18 protein-coding genes are annotated in these 18773 nt (G+C 63.7%); all 18 read left to right on the forward strand.

Going from position 1 to position 18773, the window contains the following annotated elements:
- Nucleotides 1-395: 395 nt before the first annotated feature.
- The 18 genes from WT26_RS25015 to WT26_RS25100 all read left to right on the forward strand — a co-directional run bounded on the left by WT26_RS25015 (nucleotide 396) and on the right by WT26_RS25100 (nucleotide 18689).
- On the forward strand, nucleotides 396-1253 hold the full coding sequence (locus WT26_RS25015; RefSeq protein ID WP_069271065.1) for a ParA family protein: 858 nt from the start codon (nucleotides 396-398) through the stop codon (nucleotides 1251-1253).
- A complete protein-coding gene (locus WT26_RS25020; protein ID WP_060083556.1) occupies nucleotides 1246-1794 on the forward strand; it encodes a hypothetical protein in 549 nt (182 codons plus the stop codon). Before WT26_RS25015 ends, WT26_RS25020 begins: the two co-directional genes overlap by 8 nt.
- Entirely contained in the window at nucleotides 1791-2471 is a 681-nt protein-coding gene (locus WT26_RS25025) for a lytic transglycosylase domain-containing protein (protein WP_060083558.1), read from the forward strand. Before WT26_RS25020 ends, WT26_RS25025 begins: the two co-directional genes overlap by 4 nt.
- Nucleotides 2472-2567: 96 nt before the next feature.
- Nucleotides 2568-2861 carry a TrbC/VirB2 family protein gene (locus tag WT26_RS25030; protein WP_060083560.1) on the forward strand — a complete coding sequence of 98 codons (294 nt, stop codon included), beginning with the start codon at nucleotides 2568-2570 and terminating at the stop codon, nucleotides 2859-2861.
- A gap of 17 nt (nucleotides 2862-2878) precedes the next feature.
- Nucleotides 2879-3199, forward strand: coding sequence for a type IV secretion system protein VirB3 (locus tag WT26_RS25035; protein ID WP_060292469.1), 321 nt, complete (start codon nucleotides 2879-2881; stop codon nucleotides 3197-3199).
- 1 nt (nucleotide 3200) lies between these two features.
- Nucleotides 3201-5669, forward strand: coding sequence for a VirB4 family type IV secretion/conjugal transfer ATPase (locus tag WT26_RS25040; protein WP_060292470.1), 2469 nt, complete (start codon nucleotides 3201-3203; stop codon nucleotides 5667-5669).
- Entirely contained in the window at nucleotides 5666-6823 is a 1158-nt protein-coding gene (locus tag WT26_RS25045; RefSeq protein WP_060083566.1) for a type IV secretion system protein, read from the forward strand. The genes WT26_RS25040 and WT26_RS25045 overlap by 4 nt, the downstream gene beginning before the upstream one ends.
- A 37-nt stretch (nucleotides 6824-6860) precedes the next feature.
- The gene (virB5, locus tag WT26_RS25050; protein WP_418220541.1) at nucleotides 6861-7535 is read left to right on the forward strand and encodes a P-type DNA transfer protein VirB5; all 675 of its coding nucleotides are present in this window, start codon (nucleotides 6861-6863) and stop codon (nucleotides 7533-7535) included.
- A gap of 210 nt (nucleotides 7536-7745) precedes the next feature.
- A complete protein-coding gene (locus tag WT26_RS25055) occupies nucleotides 7746-8450 on the forward strand; it encodes a virB8 family protein (protein ID WP_060083568.1) in 705 nt (234 codons plus the stop codon).
- Nucleotides 8447-9271 carry a TrbG/VirB9 family P-type conjugative transfer protein gene (locus WT26_RS25060; RefSeq protein WP_060292471.1) on the forward strand — a complete coding sequence of 275 codons (825 nt, stop codon included), beginning with the start codon at nucleotides 8447-8449 and terminating at the stop codon, nucleotides 9269-9271. Before WT26_RS25055 ends, WT26_RS25060 begins: the two co-directional genes overlap by 4 nt.
- Nucleotides 9264-10481 (forward strand): type IV secretion system protein VirB10, encoded by a 1218-nt coding sequence (virB10, locus tag WT26_RS25065; RefSeq protein ID WP_060292472.1) that lies wholly within the window; start codon nucleotides 9264-9266, stop codon nucleotides 10479-10481. Before WT26_RS25060 ends, virB10 begins: the two co-directional genes overlap by 8 nt.
- Nucleotides 10478-11596, forward strand: coding sequence for a P-type DNA transfer ATPase VirB11 (virB11, locus tag WT26_RS25070; RefSeq protein WP_060292473.1), 1119 nt, complete (start codon nucleotides 10478-10480; stop codon nucleotides 11594-11596). The genes virB10 and virB11 overlap by 4 nt, the downstream gene beginning before the upstream one ends.
- Before the next feature lie 9 nt (nucleotides 11597-11605).
- Nucleotides 11606-11980, forward strand: a complete 375-nt coding sequence (locus WT26_RS25075) for a hypothetical protein (RefSeq protein ID WP_060083577.1) — start codon at nucleotides 11606-11608, stop codon at nucleotides 11978-11980.
- On the forward strand, nucleotides 11977-13695 hold the full coding sequence (locus tag WT26_RS25080) for a type IV secretory system conjugative DNA transfer family protein (RefSeq protein ID WP_060292474.1): 1719 nt from the start codon (nucleotides 11977-11979) through the stop codon (nucleotides 13693-13695). Before WT26_RS25075 ends, WT26_RS25080 begins: the two co-directional genes overlap by 4 nt.
- On the forward strand, nucleotides 13692-15548 hold the full coding sequence (locus WT26_RS25085; protein ID WP_060292475.1) for a PriCT-2 domain-containing protein: 1857 nt from the start codon (nucleotides 13692-13694) through the stop codon (nucleotides 15546-15548). The genes WT26_RS25080 and WT26_RS25085 overlap by 4 nt, the downstream gene beginning before the upstream one ends.
- 57 nt (nucleotides 15549-15605) lie before the next feature.
- The gene (locus WT26_RS25090; RefSeq protein WP_060292476.1) at nucleotides 15606-17132 is read left to right on the forward strand and encodes an LPD7 domain-containing protein; all 1527 of its coding nucleotides are present in this window, start codon (nucleotides 15606-15608) and stop codon (nucleotides 17130-17132) included.
- An 8-nt stretch (nucleotides 17133-17140) separates the two neighbouring features.
- Nucleotides 17141-17677 carry a plasmid stabilization protein gene (locus tag WT26_RS25095; protein WP_069271066.1) on the forward strand — a complete coding sequence of 179 codons (537 nt, stop codon included), beginning with the start codon at nucleotides 17141-17143 and terminating at the stop codon, nucleotides 17675-17677.
- Nucleotide 17678: 1 nt separating this feature from the next.
- Complete coding sequence (locus WT26_RS25100; protein ID WP_060292478.1) at nucleotides 17679-18689, forward strand: relaxase/mobilization nuclease domain-containing protein; 1011 nt, start codon at nucleotides 17679-17681, stop codon at nucleotides 18687-18689.
- Nucleotides 18690-18773 lie beyond the last annotated feature (84 nt).

Below are 18773 nucleotides of genomic sequence, written 5' to 3' on the forward strand. Positions count from 1 at the left end.
TGCGTCGTGGACAAGCTCGCGTTCACTCCAAACGCGAAATAAATATAGGAACAGCGAGGAGCTCCGCGACGCGACAGGGAACTCGGGTCATCCCGTTGACGAACGTCGGCTCTTGAATCGGCGTGACGGCTGACCTACAGTGAAGCCAACAATCTGATCCGGTCAACGTGCGTAGCACGACCGAGTACGCGTCAGCGGCCCCGCAGCATCAATGTCTGACTGATGGAGTGGCGTGCCGTAGCGCGCGTGAGAAAGCCTGCAACCGCAGGCTTTTACGTTTTCTGACGTGGTTTCAAGATTCCCCGTTGAACCCGCAGTGGCCTTCGTGGTGCTGCGGGTTCTCTTTTTCATGCAATGACGTCGATGCTCGGAGCTCAATCCGAGGAACGACGGTCATGAAATCGCTTCTGGTGGCTTCGGCCCATGGTGGTACAGGCAGAACGACGCTGGTGTGTCAGTTCGCCCATTATCTTCGCCTCGTGCGTGGATATCGGGTGTTGGTGATTGATCTGGCCGAGCCGGCATGTAGTGCCATTTCGCTCACGCGAGGCGCGGGCACACGCATGATGAAGCGCCGGCCGCTCAATGTTCGGTCCGACCGACTGCCTGATACGACCATACCGTACATTGGCGTGCTTGCCGCACACGCCATTGCGGGCATCGCGTATCACGCCGATCCGGCTGGCGCGCGTTGTTACGCCAACTTGCGACACTTGCTGTCCCAGGTCGCTCCGTTGTTCGACGTCTGCCTGATCGACAGTCCGCCGTGGCCTGATTCGCGTGCCATTTGCGCGGCAGCGCTGGTGGACGCGCTGGTCAGTCCGGTTTTCTTGTCGCCGGACACGCTGGAGCAGGTCGTCGATTTCATCAATGGCGGCAACGGTGTGCGCAATGTACGAGCCCGGCTCAACCCGTCGCTGTGCTTTATCGGCATGGTCCCCAACTGCGTCGAGCCAACGCCACGGCAGCAGACCCAGCTCAAGTGGTTCGAGGCGTCCATGGGCGCATGGCTGGTTCCGCACGATCAAAGTCCTGGGGGCTCTCTACTGCTGCCTCGGCTCGACGTCATTTCGCAAGCTCAGGCGGATGGGATATCGATTGCGGATCTCGTTCACGCTGATTTGGCAACTAATCGCGAGTGGGAGGGCCTGAGCGCGTGTTTCGACGTGCTCGCTCGGCGGCTCGATTCGGCGGGTGTATCGGCTGATGAAGTGGCGTCGCAGCCGAAACGGGTCGAGGCGTGCCATGCGTAATTTCGCGTTGATTCTGGACGTGCGACGAGCGCTTTGGCGTGGTGTGGCGTCGCTTGCTGTCGTACTTGGCATGTCGATGACGTGGCCCGATGTTGTTCGGGCGGATGAATGGGGCTGTCAGGTGATGTTGTGTCTGTCGAACCCGGGTGGCTCGGAGCAATACACCGAATGCGAGCCACCAATCGAAAGATTGTGGGCCGCGCTGCGACACGGCGATCCTTTTCCAAGCTGTGATTTCGGTACAGGTGGCACGCAGGTTGGATCGGCAACCAACACGTTCGCCAGCGTCGGTTATTGCCGTGAAGACTTGCTGGTCTGGGGCGGGCCGGAGCAGAGCGAACTGCTGTGCCGAGCAACTGGCGCAATCAACGTCACGTTCGGCAATCAACTCTATACCCGCGTTTGGTGGGGCGTCGACGGACAGGGACCGACGATCACGGAATTCTATGGCGAGGGCAGCACGCAGTTGGCCTATGACCCTGCGAAGTCAGCGGCGTATTTCCTGCAGCAGGTCGATCGCCTTGGCCGGGAGAATCGATGATGCCGCTCGATTTCTTGTCGCTCGCGCAACAGTGCGCGCCGCAGATCGCCCCGGCCACGATGACGGCGATCGTGCGTACTGAATCAGGATTCAATCCCTACGCGATCGGCGTCGTACATGGCCGGCTGCGTCGACAGCCATCGAATGCCGCCGAAGCAGTGGCGACGGTGCGCATGTTAGAGGCGGCCGGCTGGAACTTCAGTGTCGGACTCGCGCAGGTGAATCGGGCGAACTGGCTGGCCTATGGGTTGACCCCCGAGAACGCGTTCGAGCCCTGCCGCAACCTGACGACAGGCGCCGCGATCCTCGAGCGCTGTTTTGCCGCGGCGCTGAAGTTCAGACAGTTCCATCCAGCGGCCGATTATCAGGTTGATGTACAGACAGCGCTGCGCGCGGGCCTGTCCTGCTATGCGAGTGGCAATTTCTCGACCGGCTACCAGACGAGATACGTACACCGTGTCGTGGAGAACGCGGCGGCGCAATCCTCTCCGAAGCCGTCCGTGCCGGCGATCGCTCCTATTCCGGTCGTGCCGATTGATTCGGCGGCACCAATCCGGGCACCTTGGTCTCGATCTGCGATTCCGCAGCCATCGCGACAAGGTCAGGATGGGGTGAATGCGGCGTCGCCCGCGACGGATCCGCAGCGCGAACCGGACGGTAGTGCAGTGGTGTTCTAACTCGCCATTTAAAGAATCGAGTAGCGATCAAGCGAACAGGAGCAAAACGTGTATTTAGGAATGCGATTCAAATCACGAAGATTCGGTGGATGGTCGATGCAATCGCGGTCCGACCGAACGGCGGCGCGCGTAATTGCTCTTGCTGCTTCGTCCCTGATGTTCACGACTCCGGCTTGGGCGCAACTCTCCCAGGTCAATACGCTGTTGAACACGATCCAGACGACGCTGTTGGGCGTCGGTGGCGTGATTTGTTCGATTGCCATCATCTGGGCGGGTTTCCGGATGATGTTCCAGCACGCCCGGTTCGGCGATATCGCGAATGTGTTTATCGGCGGCCTGTTCGTCGGTTGCGCGACCGTCATCGCCGGCATGCTGATTCCGACGAGTTGATTCGGGGGCGCCGAACCATGCGCGCACTCAAGGATCCCGTCTTCAAGGGCTGCACGCGTCCCGCGATGCTCTGGGGGGTGCCGCTGGTGCCTTTTCTGATGGTCGGCGGCGGCATGCTGATTCCTGCCATCTGGGCATTGCTAGCTAGCCCCCCGCTGGGCGTCGCGATCCTCCTTCTGATGATTCCCGTGTTCGTTGCGATGCGGGTGATCACGCGCCATGACGACCAGCGGCTAGCGCAGCGCGCGCAACGTGTTCGCATGGCGCTGCGCCAGCGCAATCGCCGCTTCTGGGGCGTGCATGCCTATGTGCCGGTGCGCCTGAAGAGGAGGGCGTGACATGCGGGCTAAATCACAAATCATGTCCGTCGCGAGCCGGGAAGTACCGCTGGCTGGCTATATCCCGTACTCGACGCATGTGACCGACCATGTCATCAAGACGCGCGAAGGCGACTACCTGCAGATCTGGAAGATCGCCGGCATCGCGTTTGAGGCGGCCGACCCCGCCGACATCCTCGCGCGGCATGACGGGTTCAACCAGTTCGTGCGCGGGCTCGCGGGCGGCCATGTCGCGCTGTGGTCGCATCGTCTGCGTCGACGGGTGTCGGAACGGTTTTCGACGCACTACCGCAACCGTTTCTGCGAGGAGCTCGCGACACGCTACTACGCGAGCTTTGCGGGCTACCGGATGATGGCCAACGAGTTGTATCTGACGGTGGTTTACCGGCCAAACCGCACTCGCCTCGGACGTGTCTTCAGCCGTGCGGCACGCCGTACGCGCGACGATATCCGTCGCGATCAGCTCGACGCACTGAAGGTAATGGCGGAGCTTGCCGCTCAGGTCGAATCGAGCCTCAAACCCTACGATCCAGTTGCGCTCGGCGTCTATCGCCGGCTGAGTCCCGCCGCGCCGACCGCGCGCCGCTTTTCGTCAGCGCTGGAACTGCTCGGCTATCTGGTCAACGGGGTCTGGGAGTTCGAGCCCGTGCCAGCCGGCCCGATTCGCGAGGCACTGCCGATTTCTCGGCTCTTCGTCGGCGCCGAGAAAATCGAGATTCGCATGCCGACGGCGACGCGCTTCGCGGCGATGCTCGACCTCAAGGATTACCCGGAAGATACCGAACCCGGCCTGCTTAATGGCCTGTTGTACGGCGACTTCGAGTATATCGAGACGCAGAGTTTCACGATCCTGGACAAGCCCACGGCGAAGGAAGCGCTCGAGCGGCAGCGCAATCAGCTCATCGCGGGTGAGGATGTGGCCGTGTCCCAAGTCGAGGCGATCGACCACGCGCTCGATGACCTGATCAACGGGAATTTCGTTCTCGGCGAGTATCACTATTCGCTGGCAGTGCTTGGCGACTCGCTGGACGAGGTGTCCCGAAGTGTCGCGAAGGCCCGTACGCAACTGGCCGATGCCGGCTTCCAGACGGCGCTGATCGATCTCGTGGCTGATGCTGCTTGGTTCGCGCAACTGCCGGCTAACTGGCGCTACCGGCCGCGCGAGGCGAAGCTCACGTCGCGCAATTTTTGCGGCCTGTCGAGCCTGCACAACTTCGCAACCGGCAAGCGAGACGGCAATCCATGGGGCGAGGCGATCACGATCGTCAAGACACCCAGCGGCCAGCCGCTCTATCTGAACTTCCACGCGACATCGGATAAGCAGGACTCGCTCGACGAGAAGGCGCTCGCCAACACCCAGATCATCGGCCGGGCTGGCGCGGGCAAGACGGTGCTTGAGCTGTTCCTGCTAGCGATGGCGACTAAGTACGGCATCACCGCGGTGCTGTTCGACAAGGATCGCGGCACGGAGATTGCGATTCGGGCGATGGGCGGCACCTATACCGTGTTCCGCCGTGGTGAGCCAACCGGGTTGAACCCGTTCCAGATGGTACCGGATGAGCCGGTGATCGATTTTTGGGAGCGTCTGGTACGCAAGCTCGTCGACATCGGTGAGCCGCTGTTCGCGAGGGACGAACTCGACATCTCGCGCGCCGTGCGCGAGGTCGCGCGCATGGACAAGCCCCTGCGTCGCCTGTCGATGGTACGGCAACTCCTGCCGAATGTGGGCGAGAACAGCCTGCATGCGCGCCTCGCGAAATGGTGTGCGGGCGGGCGTCTGGGGTGGGTGCTCGACAACCCGACCGACCATATCGATCTGGCGCATGCAGACGTGTTCGGTTTCGATGACACCGAGCTGCTTGACGACGCAGAGGTCTCGACGCCCGTCACGATGTACCTGCTACACCGGACCGAAAACCTGATCGATGGGCGGCGCTTCATCTACGTGATGACTGAGTTCTGGAAGCGCTTGGGCGATCCGGTCTTCACGGATTTTGCGAAGAACAAGCAGAAGACGATCCGCAAGCAGAACGGGCTCGGAATTTTTGATACCCAGTCACCGGCCGACGTGCTGCGCAGCGAGATCGCGAGCGCGCTGATCGAGCAGAGCGCGACATTCTTCTTCCTGCCGAATCCACGTGCCGATTACGACGATTACGTGCATGGCTTCAAGCTGACCGAGGCCGAATTCAACATCGTGCGCAACTTGGGCGAGAACAGCCGCCTGTTCCTCGTCAAGCAGGGCCATCGCTCGGCCATCGGCCGACTCGATCTCGCGGGTCTTGGCGATGTGCTCGATGTGTTATCGGGTACGACCGACAACGTGGAGTTGCTCGACACGATCCGCGCCCAGGTCGGCGACGCGCCGCGAGACTGGTTGCCCGTGTTCCATGAGCGGCTTGCGAAGCGTCGCGCGGCTCAGGTCAGCGCGCGCCAGGCTCAATTGCTGGGGCCGGGAGGTGGGCGATGAGCGGCCTCTTTACCGCCGTGGGCGGCACCCTCGAGAACGGCATGTCGACCTACGTTACGAACGTGTCGTCGGCGCTTTCCGGTGCGCTCGTACCTGTTGTGACGACGGCTGTCGCGATCTGGGTACTTTCTTATGGCCTCGCGGTGGTGCGTGGCGAAGCCCACGAGGCGGTGCCGGCCTTTGCCTGGCGTGGGCTGAAAGTGGCGATCACGCTGGCGTTCGCGCTGAGCTCCGGGATTTACCAGCAGCAAGTCGTCAGCGCTGTCAACGGCGCGACGGCGGGGCTGGCCCAGACAATCCAGAACGCGGCGAACACGACGGGCGGTGGCAATCCGGGATGCGGCTCGGCCAACGGCAGCAGTGTGACGGGACAGGGTGCTGCGACCACCATCTACCAGACGCTTGACTGCTACGACCAACAGGTCGACCTCGTGATGGACGCCTACTTCAACAAGGCGACACACGAGGGAATCAGCCCGAGCGGCCTGGCCGCCGCGATTGGGGATTTCCTGTGTGGCCTGATTGCCGCGCTCGGCGGCTCGATCTTTTTGATCGTCCTGGCCTTCGAGGTCGTGATGGCGAGGATGCTGCTCGAACTCGTGCTCGGCCTCGGCCCGATCTTTATTGCCTGTGCAGCGTTTGCGCCGACCGCACGCTTTTTCGAAGCGTGGACCGCAAAGCTCGCCAATTACGCGTTGCTGCAGGTTCTCGTCGCCGCCTTTCTCGGTATGGCGCTCACGGCGTTCTCGGCCGATCTCACATCCCTCCATGCGACGAGCAGTTCACCCGGTGCTGATGCGTCGGCCCTGATGCAAGCCATTTCCGCCTCCCTTGACGATACCGCCCCGGCGGCTGCCGCGATTGGTCTGTTTGCGACCGGTGTGTTCCTCGCGATGGTCGGTTGGCAGTTGCCATCCGTTGCGGCCGGGCTGTCTGGTGGCGCGACCCTGTCGGGCTTCGGCGCGTTCGTGGCGGGCATGGCGTCGCGAAGCCTCGTCACGGCGATCGGACGGGCGGTCAGCCGCAACGGCCGCGGGCCACGGCCCGGTGGAGAGATTCACGACCGGACGGGTTCAGGTGGAGGATCGGGCGGTAGTGGGGTGCCGGCATACCAGCGCGCTGCATGCGCGAATCTGGGCCAGCAGGTCAGTTGAAGAGGAGGTGATGACCATGAATGGACGAAGCAGATGGATGAGTGCCGCATTCATGTGGGCGGCAGGGTGCGCCGGTGCCCAGTCGCAGGGTATCCCGGTCTATGACGCGCAGAACGTGGTGCAGGCCATCGCCACCGTCGGTCAGCTCAAGCAGCAAGTGCAGCAGGAGATCCAGATCTTCCAATCGACGGTCGGCACGCGTGGCTTCGGCGCGCTCCTGAGCAATCCGGTCGTCGCCAACTCGTTGCCATCGAACTGGCAGAGCGTCTATACGGCGATCCAGAACGGCGGCTACGCAGGCCTGACGGGCAACGCACAGGCGTTGCGTTCGGCCAGCCAGATCTACAACTGCGAGGACCAGACCGGGGTCGATCAGCAGGTGTGCCAGCGCGCGCTCAACAAGCCCTACCAGGACAAGGCGTTCGGCCTGCAAGCCTACCAGACCGAATTGCAGGAACTGAACCAGATCCAGAGCCTGGCCCAACAGATCGACGCGACCCAGGACCCGAAGGGCGTCGCGGAGTTGCAGGCGCGCATCCAGGCCGAATCCACGGCGGTCGGCAACGAGATGACGAAACTGCAGCTCTTCCGGATGCTGGCCGAGACCGAGGACAAGCTCATGGTCGAGCAGCAGAGCGAACTGGTGTTGAGCCGAGCGGGCAAGACCAACCGGCTGCAGGATCGGATGGTGCCCGCGTCATTCGGAAACTGAGGCGATCACCATGTCCATGCTGACTTCCCTGACGTTGGCCGGGTGCCTTGCCTGGAGTCTGGCCGCCTGCAGCAGCGGGCCGCCGAAGCTGGTATTGCCGGACGGCTTGCATCGTGTGCCGGTCAACCGCGTGCCGCCGACGCCTGATGTGCCAACTACAGTGCCGGCCGCTCCGGACCGGGCCACTTTCCCGGACGCGGGAGACCGGTCATGAGCGCGTCGCACGATTATGGGCGCGTGCTCGACATTGAGGCGTCGCTGACCCACCTGCAGGAGCGCTCCGAACGGCGCGCGTGGCATGTCACCTATGCGGCGATTGGCGTCGCGGTGCTCAGCACCACGGCGCTCGCGGTGATGGTGCCGTTCTATCGCGTGGTACCGCTTCCCATCGAGGTCGATCGCCTGACGGGCGAATCCCAAGTGATCGACGTGCTCGACGCGCGCCATGTGCATACGAAGGAAATCCAGGACAAGCACTGGGTCGAGACTTATGTGCGCGCACGCGAGCGCTACGACTGGGGCCTGCTGCAGATGGACTACGACAGCGTGCTCGCGATGAGCGATGACGTGGTCGCCCGTGATTATCGCGGTATCTACAGCGGTCCCGATGCACTGGATCGGCAGTTGGGGCCCGGCCTCGAGCGGCGCATCCGGATTCTGTCGGTTACGCTGCCGCCCGACGAACCCGGTCATGCGGTCGTGCATGTCGAACGTACGTCGCTCAGGAATGGTGAAGCCCATACCGTACCCGCGCAGCGTTTCGTGATCACACTGGCTTATACGTACCGGCCGCCCGTATTCACACGTGAGAGCGTGGCGATTGCGAACCCGTTCGGCTTCAAGGTGACGGCCTACAGCCGTGACGCGGAATATACGCCACCGGCGTCCGCAGCGGCTACCGGAGGCACGCCATGAAGACGCTTCCCTTTGGTATCACGCTGGCGAGCCTGCTGTTTGCGGGTGTGGCTCGCGCGTTCGATCTGCCGGGGTGGAACGACGACTCGCGCGTCCGTCAGGCGATCTATCGCGCGGATGAGGTCGTACGCGTTGAGGCGCAGCGCGGCTTTGCGACGCACATTGCGCTCGATCCACACGAGCACATTCAGGTCGTCGCGCCCGGAGACCGGGATGGCTGGCAGGTGGTCGCGAACAAGGGTGATCACGACGTATACCTGAAGCCGCAGCTCGCCGCGCACGACTCGAACCTCGAGATCCGTACTGACCGGCGCAGCTACAGCTTCGATCTGGTGGTGTTGCCGCTCAAGGCAAAGTTCGGCAACGACCGTGTGATGTACCGCGTGACCTTCGTCTATCCGGACGAACTGGCGAAACAGGCGCATGGGGATTCGGATGCTGGGTGGGTCGCGAAGCGCCTGGCGCAGCTGCCGGCCGTGCGCAACGCACGGTACTCGACGCAGGTCATGCCGGACTCGGACGACATCGCGCCGACCGCAGCATGGGATGACGGGCGCTTTACCTATCTGCGCATTCCGAACAACCGGCGCATGCCGGCGATTTTCCGGGTGGCCGACGATGGCACGGAAAGCGTGGTCGACAAACACGTCGAAGGCGACACGATCGTCGTGCACGAGGTCGCGAAACGTTTCGTGCTGCGGCTCGGCAATGAGGTCGTTGGAATCTGGAACGACGCTTACGACATGGACGGCGTGCCGCCCCATGACGGCACGACGGTCAACGGCGTGAAGCGTGTTATGCGGAGTCACGGCGATGAATGACGATACTCCGCGCAATGTGATCGAGCCCGACGATGCCTCCGGCTCGCAGCCTGGACGCGGCCAGGCCGAGGGTGCATCGGGCGCATCTGCGGATCGTGGTATGCCGGCGTTGGGCCAATACCGCGGTGCCCGTCCGCGCGCCTGGTGGTTGACGCCGGTCGTGATCGTGCTGGTGGTCGGCGCCGGTGCCGTCTGGACGGTGCACGGTTTTCTCGCGCGGCATGATGCTGAAGCGAAGGCGCGGCGCGATTCGGTAGCCGATACGTCGTCTCAGGGGCGCGAGTTCAAGGATCTGCCCGCGTCGGCGGTCGGTCGTGCGGCTTCGGCCTCGGTACCCGCGAGCGCCGCTGCTGTTCGCTCCACGCCGGCGTCGGGCACGGCGGTGGCTGCCGGGCCTGTGCGCACCAAGCACGCTGTCGCGTCCCGGAGCTACTACGACGCGCCGCTGCTGGCCACGGGCGGCGGACAGGAGTTTGTGGACGGGATGGCGGGCCCAGCTTCATCAGTTGCGGTCGCGATGAGCAGTGGTGCAGGGTCTTCAGCCCAGGGGCCGGGACAGGCGGGCGGCGCGCTCGCCCAGGCGCTGACGCCGACCGTCACGTCCCGCGTTCAGGCCGGGACGCTGGGCAACCGGAGTTTGGTGGTCGCGCAGGGCGCCAAGATCGACTGTGTGGGCGATACGGCCTTCGATTCGACCGAGGCCGGCATCTCGACCTGCACGGTGACGAAGAACGTGTATTCCGACGATGGCCGCGTGGTGCTGATCGAGCGGGGTTCGCAGATCAACAGCCAGTATCGCTCGAACCTGTCTCCGGGCCAGAAACGGGTGTTCGTGCTGTCGGCCCGCATCAAGACGCCTCACGGCGTCACGGTCGAGATCGACTCGCCCGCGGCCGACGCGCTCGGCCGCATGGGTATCGACGGCTACGTGGACAACCACTGGCGCCAGCGCATCGGTGCAGCGATGCTGCTCGGCATCACCCAGGACGCGATTGGCTATCTGTCGACACGCGGCGGCAACACCAACGGATCGGTGGTGTTCCAGAGCACGCAGCAGCAGGGCAACGACATGGCCACGCGCGTGCTCGACAGCACGATCAACATCCCACCGACGCTGACGCAGAACCAGGGGGACGAATTCACCATCGTCGTCGCGCGTGATCTGGATTTCGGAACGGTCTATGCGCTTCAACCGGAGCGTGCGCCATGATTGCCCGTGCTGACATGCAGGATCGATCCGCCGATGCCGTATTCGCTCGGCTGCCCGACGACGCGTCGGTCCGCGAACTGATGCGACCGTTCGCGCCATTGCTCGACGATCCCGACGTGACGGAACTGGTGATCAACCGGCCGCAGCGTGTCATGACCGAGAACCAACTCGGCTGGCACGGTCACGATTGCGATGATCTCGATTTCGACCGGCTCATGTCGTTCGCCGTAGCGGTGGCCACGCTGACCAGCCAGGAAATCTCGGCCCAGCATCCGGTTCTGTCCGCGCTGCTGCCGGGGGACGGGCGCATCCAGATCGTGGTGCCGCCGGTCGTGCCGCCGCGAACGGTGTCGGTCACGATCCGCCGTCCGTCCGCTCGCGAGAAGACGCTCGATGCCTACCGTGACGAGGGGTTATTTGACGACACGGCCTGGCATCGCCCGGATGGGCTCGACTCGGTATTGCCCGGACTGCGTGCCGATGATCGAAGGCTCGTACAGTGTCTGGATGCGCGGGACTGGGGGGCATTCTTTGTCGGCGCGGTGACGGGCCGGCTCAACATCGCGGTCGTCGGTAATACGGGGTCCGGCAAGACCAGTTTCATGAAAACCCTGTGCCGCTCGATTCCGGCGACCGAGCGGATCGTGACGATCGAGGATGTCCGCGAGCTATTCATCCGGCACATCGAGAACTGCGTTCACCTGCTGTACAGCAAGGGCGGGCACGGCCAGGCCCGCGTGACGCCCGCTGATCTGATCGCGAGCACGATGCGCATGCGTCCGGATCGCGTGCTGCTGGCTGAGTTGCGCGGCGCCGAAGCCTACGACTTCCTGAAACTCCTGACGACGGGACACGCGGGTTCGATCACGAGCTACCACGCGCCCAATGTGACGGTCGCGATCGAGCGCTTCGCGCTGATGGCGAAGGAACACCCGGAAGCCGCCACCTGGGACGATACCGCGCTCAAGCGTTTGCTGTTCCTGACCATCGACGTCGTCGCGCACATGGAAGTGCGTCCGGTCTTCAATGCGGCGGGCGAGCGGACCGGCAGGCAGTGGGGCATGACGGAAGTCTGGTTCGATCCGGTGCGCAAGGCGCGCACCGCGTTCGTGTAGGGAGCGGCCATGAATCATCCGTCTTCCCCTTTGCTTCAGCATTCCCGGGCGGCCGCAATGACGTTGGCCGTGCTGGCTTGCCTCCTTGGCGGACTGGCCGCGTCGCTCTGGCTCGCGTCGTTCTTCCTGTATGCAAGCCTGCGGATCAATCCGCTGCACGCGGGACTGTGGGGCTGGTCCGATGCGGTGCTGGCCTGGCGACACGGGATGATGCCGAACGTCGGTCGCAAGCTCGCGGGGGCGGCGCTGTTTGGCGTGCTCCTGTCCTTGGGTGGCCCGGTCCTCGGCCTGCATGCCCTATGGGCGAGCTCGAGCAGACGTCGCCTCTACGGTAGCGCTCGCTTTGCGAGCGGGTCGGAAATCCGTCAGGCGGGGCTGTTATGACGATGCGCACGCACCTCGATACTCCGCCTGCGATTGTCGTGGGTGTATGGCGCGGTCGCTACCTGCGCTTCGCCGGTCAGCAGTTTGTGCTGCTCGCGGCGCCTGCCCGCTCAGGCAAGGGCGTCGGCATCGTGATTCCGAATCTGCTCAGTTTCCCCGATTCGGTGGTGGTGCTCGACGTCAAGCAGGAAAACTATGCTGCCACGGCCGGCTTCCGGCGTGCGCACGGACAGGACGTGTACCTTTTCAACCCGTTTGCCGAAGACGGCCGCACGCATCGCTACAACCCGCTGTCGGCGATCTCGGATGGCTTGTTCCAGGTGGGCGACATCCTCGCGATCGGCTACGCGCTGTATCCGCCAGGCGGCCACGACGATTTCTGGAAGGATCAGGCACGAAACCTGTTCCTCGGCATCGTGCTCCTGCTGTGCGAATGGCGTGATGCGCGCCGGTCCGGCAAGGGGACGTCGATTCCCGATTTCCCCGTCACGATGGGCGAGGTGTTGCGGCAGTCGTCAGGCAATGGCATGCCGGTCAAAACCTACCTGCAGCGTGCGCTGGTCCAACATCGTGATCTGCTCTCGGGGCCATGCGTTGATGCGCTGAATCGCTTCCTGTCGAATGACGACAAGGTGCTGGCGAGCGTTCTCGCGACGTTCAACGCGCCGCTCACGATCTGGGCTAATCCGATCGTCGACGCGGCAACCAGCGCGAACGATTTCGATCTGGGCGAAGTGCGCCGCCGCCGCATGTCGGTCTATATCGGCATCACACCTGACCATCTGTCCGAGGCGGCGCTGCTCGTCAATCTCGTGTTTTCGCAACTCGTTAATCTGAACACGAAGCAATTGCCGGAAGCCGATCCCACGCTGAAATTCCAATGCCTCGTGTTACTCGACGAGATGACCTCGATCGGAAAGATCCACATCATCGCGCGCGCGGTCGCTTATATGGCGGGCTACAACCTGCGCCTGCTGTCAATCGTCCAGTCGATCGCGCAACTCGAGTCCGTCTACGGGCGAGCCGATGCGCGGACCTTCATCACGAATCACGCGATGCAGATCCTCTATGCGCCGCGCGAGCAGAAGGACGCAAACGAATACTCGGAAATGCTCGGCACGTTCACCGACCAGTCGCGCAGCGTGAGTCGCCCCAATGCGTTCTTCGGCGGCCGGGGTGGGTTGAGCGAAAGCGTGTCGGAGCAGCGCCGGCCGTTGCTGTTGCCGCAGGAGCTCAAGGAGTTGGGGCGAGACAAGGAAATCATCGTGCTCGAAAACACCAAGCCGATCCTGGCCAACAAAATCTGCTACTGGCGCGATCCTGAGTTTGCGTCGCGCGTCGTGGCCGCGCCATCCGTGCCGGCCATGAACCTGACCCACTTCAGTGCTGTGGTCGAGCGTCGGTTGCGCGATCTGCATCTTGATGAGATCGATCCAGACGGCGCGGGGCTGATCCATCTGCCGCCCGAGTACCTGGAAGTGCTGCAGGCGTGGGATCCGCGTGATCTGCCGCCGAACCTGGCCGACATCAGCGAGGAGGAGGCCGTGGCCTATGTGGAACGGCATTTCATGCTGCTGGGTGTGCCGGCCAGCAAGGTTGTGCAGGCGAGACGTCACCTGAGCGCGGACGATCTTGACGTGGCGGAACTCGATTTTGTTGAGCCGGCGCGGCGCGCAGCCGCGAGCGCCTCGCGAGTCATGGGAGCCTTGCAATGACGATACCCCACGTGGATGAGGCGGACCGTGCGCGCGCCGCGCTTGCCGTGATTCCGGCTGATGACTACGAGACCTGGGTCGACATGGCGTTCGCACTCAAGCAGGGATTCGGCGACGAGGGTTTTGAAATCTGGGACGCGTGGAGTCGCACGGCCGCTAACTATAACGAGCGCGCGGCCCGGACGACGTGGCGCTCGGTCAGCGCGTCGGGCGGCAAGACGCTTGCCACCTTGTTCTGGCAGGCGCGCCAGCACGGCTTCGACTTGAAGCGAACGAATTATCCGGACCGCATGACCGCCGTACTTGCGCCATCTCCCGAGGTACTGGCGGAGCGGGAGCGCGAGGAAGCGCTGCGGCAGGCACGCCATGCGGCTGTCGCCCGCGAGGCCACGTCGATCTGGCAGTGGGCGAGGCCGGTTGGGCCAGAGCATCCCTATCTCGTGCGCAAGCACCTTGAGCCGATGGACACGCTGCGCGAACTAGATGCACTGGAGTTGCGTGCACTGCTCGGCTATATGCCAGCCAGCGAGGAGGAACCGCTGACCGGGCGCGTGCTGATCGTGCCTGTCTGGAACGGACCGATCTCGACACTGGAACTGATCGACGAACACGGGTGGAAATCGTCACTGGCCGGTGGCGTGAAGAAGGGCGGCTACTGGATGACGGAGCCGACGCTGGTTCCGGCCAACGAATCTTCGCTGATCCTGATCGCTGAAGGCATGGCGACGGCATTGTCCGCTTCACGCGCGACCGACTGGTTCGCAGTGGCGGCACTGTCGAGCGGGAATCTGGTGCTGGTGGCGCAAAGCCTGCGCGAACGGTATCCCGATGCGGATCTGATCGTGCTGGGCGAACTGGGCAGTGGCGAGGCGCAGGCCCGGCTGGCTGCGGAAGCGGCGCAGGCACGCGTGGCCTGGCCGGAGTTCGCCGCCGACGCGCGCATCAACGACAAGGTACCGAACGATTTCAGCGATATGGCGGTGTTGTCGGGATTCGATGCGGTCGGCGAACACCTGCGCGCCGTGGTCCGTTCGGTTGTGAGGGCGAATGGTCAACCGGATGTCTCCACCGTATCCGGCATGACTGTGGTTGAGGTGGAGCATCGCGAGGAGGACGGAAAAATGGGCAACGTCAAGGAAAAGCTGCTGGCCGACGACGAAGGGACGCCGCGTCGCCGGTCCTCGAAGCGCAGTGCACCGAAGCAGGCCGTGCCGGATGTGCCGGCAACGGACGGCGCATCCGGCTCAGCGCAACCAGTGACTGATCCCCTGCCTGCTGCATCGGCACCAACTGTCCCTCCTGTTTCCGATCCACCTCGGTTTGCGTCGACGCGCCCGCCGGTCGGTGAGCCGCTGTTTGGCGTGGGTGACGTTCCCAACGAAGTCAGGGCGTTGGCGGAACACCGGTTCGGCTCGCCGCTCAGGATGGGGACGCCGCGTGAGAACGGTGGGCCGTATCGTGGCGAGGTGTTCAACACGGAACACTATTTGATCCAGGAAGTCGCGACGCGCAGCGTCGTGTTCCATCGCAAGGATCAGATGACGTTTACGTCCGATCGCCTGAAATGGATGGACGAAAACGCGCGGCTGAACGGTTCCGAGTTGCAGGTCGGTTATGACGGCGCCCAGGCCAAGGTCTATCCGTGGGACCGTGCGCGCGATCTGCTGGAGCGCACGGTGGCCTCGCTGAAGAAATCCGCCCGAGAGCTGAATTACAGCCCCAATCTGGAAGGGATGCTCGATCAGTTGCAGACGAGATCCTGGGCGCGTATCCGGGAGGCGCGAGCGGCCGCGCTGGAGAAATCCAGGGAACAGGATGCGTCCCGTGAGGCGGGTTCGTCGCCTGAACGATGAGGTGCGGCGGCGTAGTGCCTAAGCGCAACGTCGATTTTGAGGATGCGAGGTGATGACATGGCGCAGACAAACTCCGCTCACGAGGCCGATCCGGTCATCAACGTGATCGAACAGGACGTGCCGGACAACAGTGGCGGCCAGGCTCCGTCGGACGAACGTCGGGATAGACTGGAATCGGCCGCGATGGACGCCGTATCCGCTCGGCGCCGACGTGAGTTCGATGCTGCCCGGGCGAGATTGCGGGATCAGGCGATCCGTGACGATGTGGCTGCGTCGCAACAGGCTGACACCCGATCGCGGAGCGGGACGACGACCGAGGTGGATCGCGGGCGTGCACCGCTCGACCAGCCGCCCGAACGCGTGCGCAAGCGCTACCTGCGTGCGGGCAATCAGTATTTCCTGAAGGATGCGCCGTATCAGCTTGCGTTCGAGGATCTCGGGCCGTACCTCGTCACCGAGCACAACCGCCCGGACGTGGTCGAGTCGATGATCGACATGGTGCGCGCGAAATCGTGGCTGCGCATTCGCGTGTCGGGTCACGAGGCATTTCGCAGCGAGGCGTGGCTGCAGGGCACGCTGCTCGGCATCGAGGTGAGCGGCTACGAGCCGAAGGCCGCGGACCTGGCTCGTCTGGCGGAAGCTCGACAGGCGCGGTTGGACAACCGCATCGAGGTCGCGGCGGATGTCGGTGCGACGGCTGCCACGGGCGCGCAGGGTCGCGCAGAGGTTCAGGCCGTGGCTTCGTCAGCGCCTCAGAGTGACCGAGGTGCGGCCGTCAACGGAACTTCTCCATCCGCGCCAGTCGATGTGTCCACGTCGGCACCTATTATTCCGGAAGTGAACCGGAACGGCGCAAATGACGAGGCTGACGCACCGCGGCGGTACGCCGGCGAACTGCGGGAACACGGTGGCGCCCCGTACCAGCATAATCCGGCACGCAGCCACTCATACTACGTGGTGTTTCGCGATGACGCCGGAATCGATCAGGTCGTGTGGGGCGTGGATCTCGAGCGCGCGGTGCGTGAAGCGAATGCTCAAATCGGACATCAGGTGACGCTCGAAAATCTTGGCAAACGCTTCGTCATTGTGCGTGCACCCATCCTGGATGATGAAGGCAGGGTGATCGGCGAAGAGGAGAAAGACGTATATCGCAATACCTGGCAGGTAGAAGTCGTGCAGCGAGATCGCACCACCTCCGTCTCGCCGTCACAATCCGGCGGTCTTGCCGGCGGCGAGCCACGTTCCCTTGATGCCCACGCGGAGCCTATTGCGGCACAAGCACCGCATCGTCGTCGTGACGCGCAGTATTCCGAAAGCGAACGGACATTGCATCTGGCCGTGCTGACGGCAGCCATGCGCGAGCAGGGTTTCAGCGAACGTTCCGTTGCCCGCGTGCAGCAGCGTGCCGAACGCATGCTGGTTGCGTTCCAGCACGACGGCATTCCGGTCCCGACACCGAAGGTATTCGATCCGAACGCGCCATCGGGCCGGGATCGTCGCAAGCGTCCTGCTCAGGAGCGCACGTCTGCCCGCGAGATCGACCGGACGCCACTCGAACCGTCACCCCCATCACCGTCTCGTTGAGGTGAATCGTGATCGTGCGCGAGCGTTTGTGTGTCGAACTCGGGGCAATCAGGTTGCGCTGGGACGACTGGTGCGCCCGCCGCGGTTTGACGGCGGGCGAGGGCGTTCGCCAGTTGATCGCAATCGCCATCCGCGACGATATGAATGAGGAATCCTGCACGATTATCTCGGGCCTGCCCCGGCCGATCGTCGGGGAGCCGCGCAGTCGCATCGAAGTCCGACTGACCGCGGCGGAACTGAGCGCAGTCGAACAGCGCGCGGCTGCGTTGGGCCTGAGTGGCAATCGCTGGATCGTGTCGCTGGTCCGTGCGCAGTTGACGCGGGAACCTCAGTTGGGCGAGCACGAGTTGCATGCATTGTCAGTATCCAGTCAGCAGCTTGCCGGGATCAGCCGCTTGCTTGGTCAGTTTGCGCGCGGGGGCGGAACGGAGCTCGCGCGTCGGGATCCGATGCCCGACTGGGCGGAGATGCGAAAACACATTGACGACCATCTGCGTACAGCGGCGGCCGTCATTCGCGCGAACCTCGATCGCTGGAGCCGCTGACATGCCTTACCCGAAAATCTACATTGACGCGATGCTTGTGAACTGGGGCGACCGACTGTTTCAGGATCCGTTGCGGCATGCTCGCGCATCGAGGCTCTCGCGTGTGGACATTCGGGATAGTGCCGCCCGCGTGCGCGCGCAGCTCGCCCGCACGCTCAGGCGCAGTCCGGAGGTCATGGTCAAGATCACCAACAAGGCAGCCAGCGCGCAGGGCATGGGGGCGGTGCGTCGGCACCTGCGCTATATCTCGCGTAACGGCAGGGTCGAACTGGAAGACCAGAACGGTGACCGCGTTGCTGGCAAGGACGCGCTGCGCGATCTCACGAAGACCTGGCAGCTGGGCGGGTGGGGCATCCCGGAAACTAGCACACGGCGCGAGGTCTTCAACATCCTGTTGTCGATGCCGCCGGCAACGGACCGGCAGGGTGTGCGTGATGCGGCGCGGGACTTCGCGGCGCTGGAGTTCGGCGACGGCCGCGCGTATGTCTTCGCGGCGCACGACGACGAAGCGCATCCACACGTACATCTGAGCGTCCAAGTGCGTGGTCCGGACGGTCGTCGTCTGAATCCGCGCCACAAGGACCTTCAGCGCTGGCGCGAGCGTTTTGCCGAGATGTTGCGCGAGCACGGTATCGAGGCTAACGCGACGCCTCGCCGTGCGCGCGGCGTGACGCAGCGCTATCCAAAGCCTGCCGTCGTCCATCTGGTCGCGCGCGGTGAAACGCCACGATACTGGAATCCAATGCAGACTGACGCTCAACGCGACGCAGGATGGATCGCGCAGGGCGGCGTATTCGCCGCGTGGCGAGAGATGGCCTACGCGATGGCGAGATCGCCCGCGCGTGAGGATCGCGCGATGGCCATTGAAATGGCGTACTTCGTAGGATCCATGCCGGTGCAACGAGATCGTCCGGCTGTACGGCGTGAGCCCGGTGATAGGCGCGAGCAGCCGGACCGGCGGGTGCCCGATATAGATCGTTTAGACGACGCCGGGCGGGATGTGGAGCGTTGATGGTCGAAGCGGTTTGGCCGTACCTATTGTGCTGCGGGGTTGGATTCCATGTGTGTGGAATCCAGTACACGTTCGGGTACGCGG

It is taken from the genome of Burkholderia cepacia, from assembly GCF_001718835.1.
In the GTDB taxonomy this organism is placed as follows: Bacteria; Pseudomonadota; Gammaproteobacteria; order Burkholderiales; family Burkholderiaceae; genus Burkholderia; species Burkholderia cepacia_F.

Excerpts from the sequence above, each read along its gene's own strand:
- WT26_RS25015 (WP_069271065.1), top strand. The coding sequence starts at position 396 with ATGAAATCGCTTCTGGTGGCTTCGGCCCATGGTGGTACAGGCAGAACG.
- WT26_RS25020 (WP_060083556.1), top strand. The coding sequence starts at position 1,246 with ATGCGTAATTTCGCGTTGATTCTGGACGTGCGACGAGCGCTTTGGCGT.
- WT26_RS25025 (WP_060083558.1), top strand. The coding sequence starts at position 1,791 with ATGATGCCGCTCGATTTCTTGTCGCTCGCGCAACAGTGCGCGCCGCAG.
- WT26_RS25030 (WP_060083560.1), top strand. The coding sequence starts at position 2,568 with ATGCAATCGCGGTCCGACCGAACGGCGGCGCGCGTAATTGCTCTTGCT.
- WT26_RS25035 (WP_060292469.1), top strand. The coding sequence starts at position 2,879 with ATGCGCGCACTCAAGGATCCCGTCTTCAAGGGCTGCACGCGTCCCGCG.
- WT26_RS25040 (WP_060292470.1), top strand. The coding sequence starts at position 3,201 with ATGCGGGCTAAATCACAAATCATGTCCGTCGCGAGCCGGGAAGTACCG.
- WT26_RS25045 (WP_060083566.1), top strand. The coding sequence starts at position 5,666 with ATGAGCGGCCTCTTTACCGCCGTGGGCGGCACCCTCGAGAACGGCATG.
- virB5 (WP_418220541.1), top strand. The coding sequence starts at position 6,861 with ATGAGTGCCGCATTCATGTGGGCGGCAGGGTGCGCCGGTGCCCAGTCG.
- WT26_RS25055 (WP_060083568.1), top strand. The coding sequence starts at position 7,746 with ATGAGCGCGTCGCACGATTATGGGCGCGTGCTCGACATTGAGGCGTCG.
- WT26_RS25060 (WP_060292471.1), top strand. The coding sequence starts at position 8,447 with ATGAAGACGCTTCCCTTTGGTATCACGCTGGCGAGCCTGCTGTTTGCG.
- virB10 (WP_060292472.1), top strand. The coding sequence starts at position 9,264 with ATGAATGACGATACTCCGCGCAATGTGATCGAGCCCGACGATGCCTCC.
- virB11 (WP_060292473.1), top strand. The coding sequence starts at position 10,478 with ATGATTGCCCGTGCTGACATGCAGGATCGATCCGCCGATGCCGTATTC.
- WT26_RS25075 (WP_060083577.1), top strand. The coding sequence starts at position 11,606 with ATGAATCATCCGTCTTCCCCTTTGCTTCAGCATTCCCGGGCGGCCGCA.
- WT26_RS25080 (WP_060292474.1), top strand. The coding sequence starts at position 11,977 with ATGACGATGCGCACGCACCTCGATACTCCGCCTGCGATTGTCGTGGGT.
- WT26_RS25085 (WP_060292475.1), top strand. The coding sequence starts at position 13,692 with ATGACGATACCCCACGTGGATGAGGCGGACCGTGCGCGCGCCGCGCTT.
- WT26_RS25090 (WP_060292476.1), top strand. The coding sequence starts at position 15,606 with ATGGCGCAGACAAACTCCGCTCACGAGGCCGATCCGGTCATCAACGTG.
- WT26_RS25100 (WP_060292478.1), top strand. The coding sequence starts at position 17,679 with ATGCCTTACCCGAAAATCTACATTGACGCGATGCTTGTGAACTGGGGC.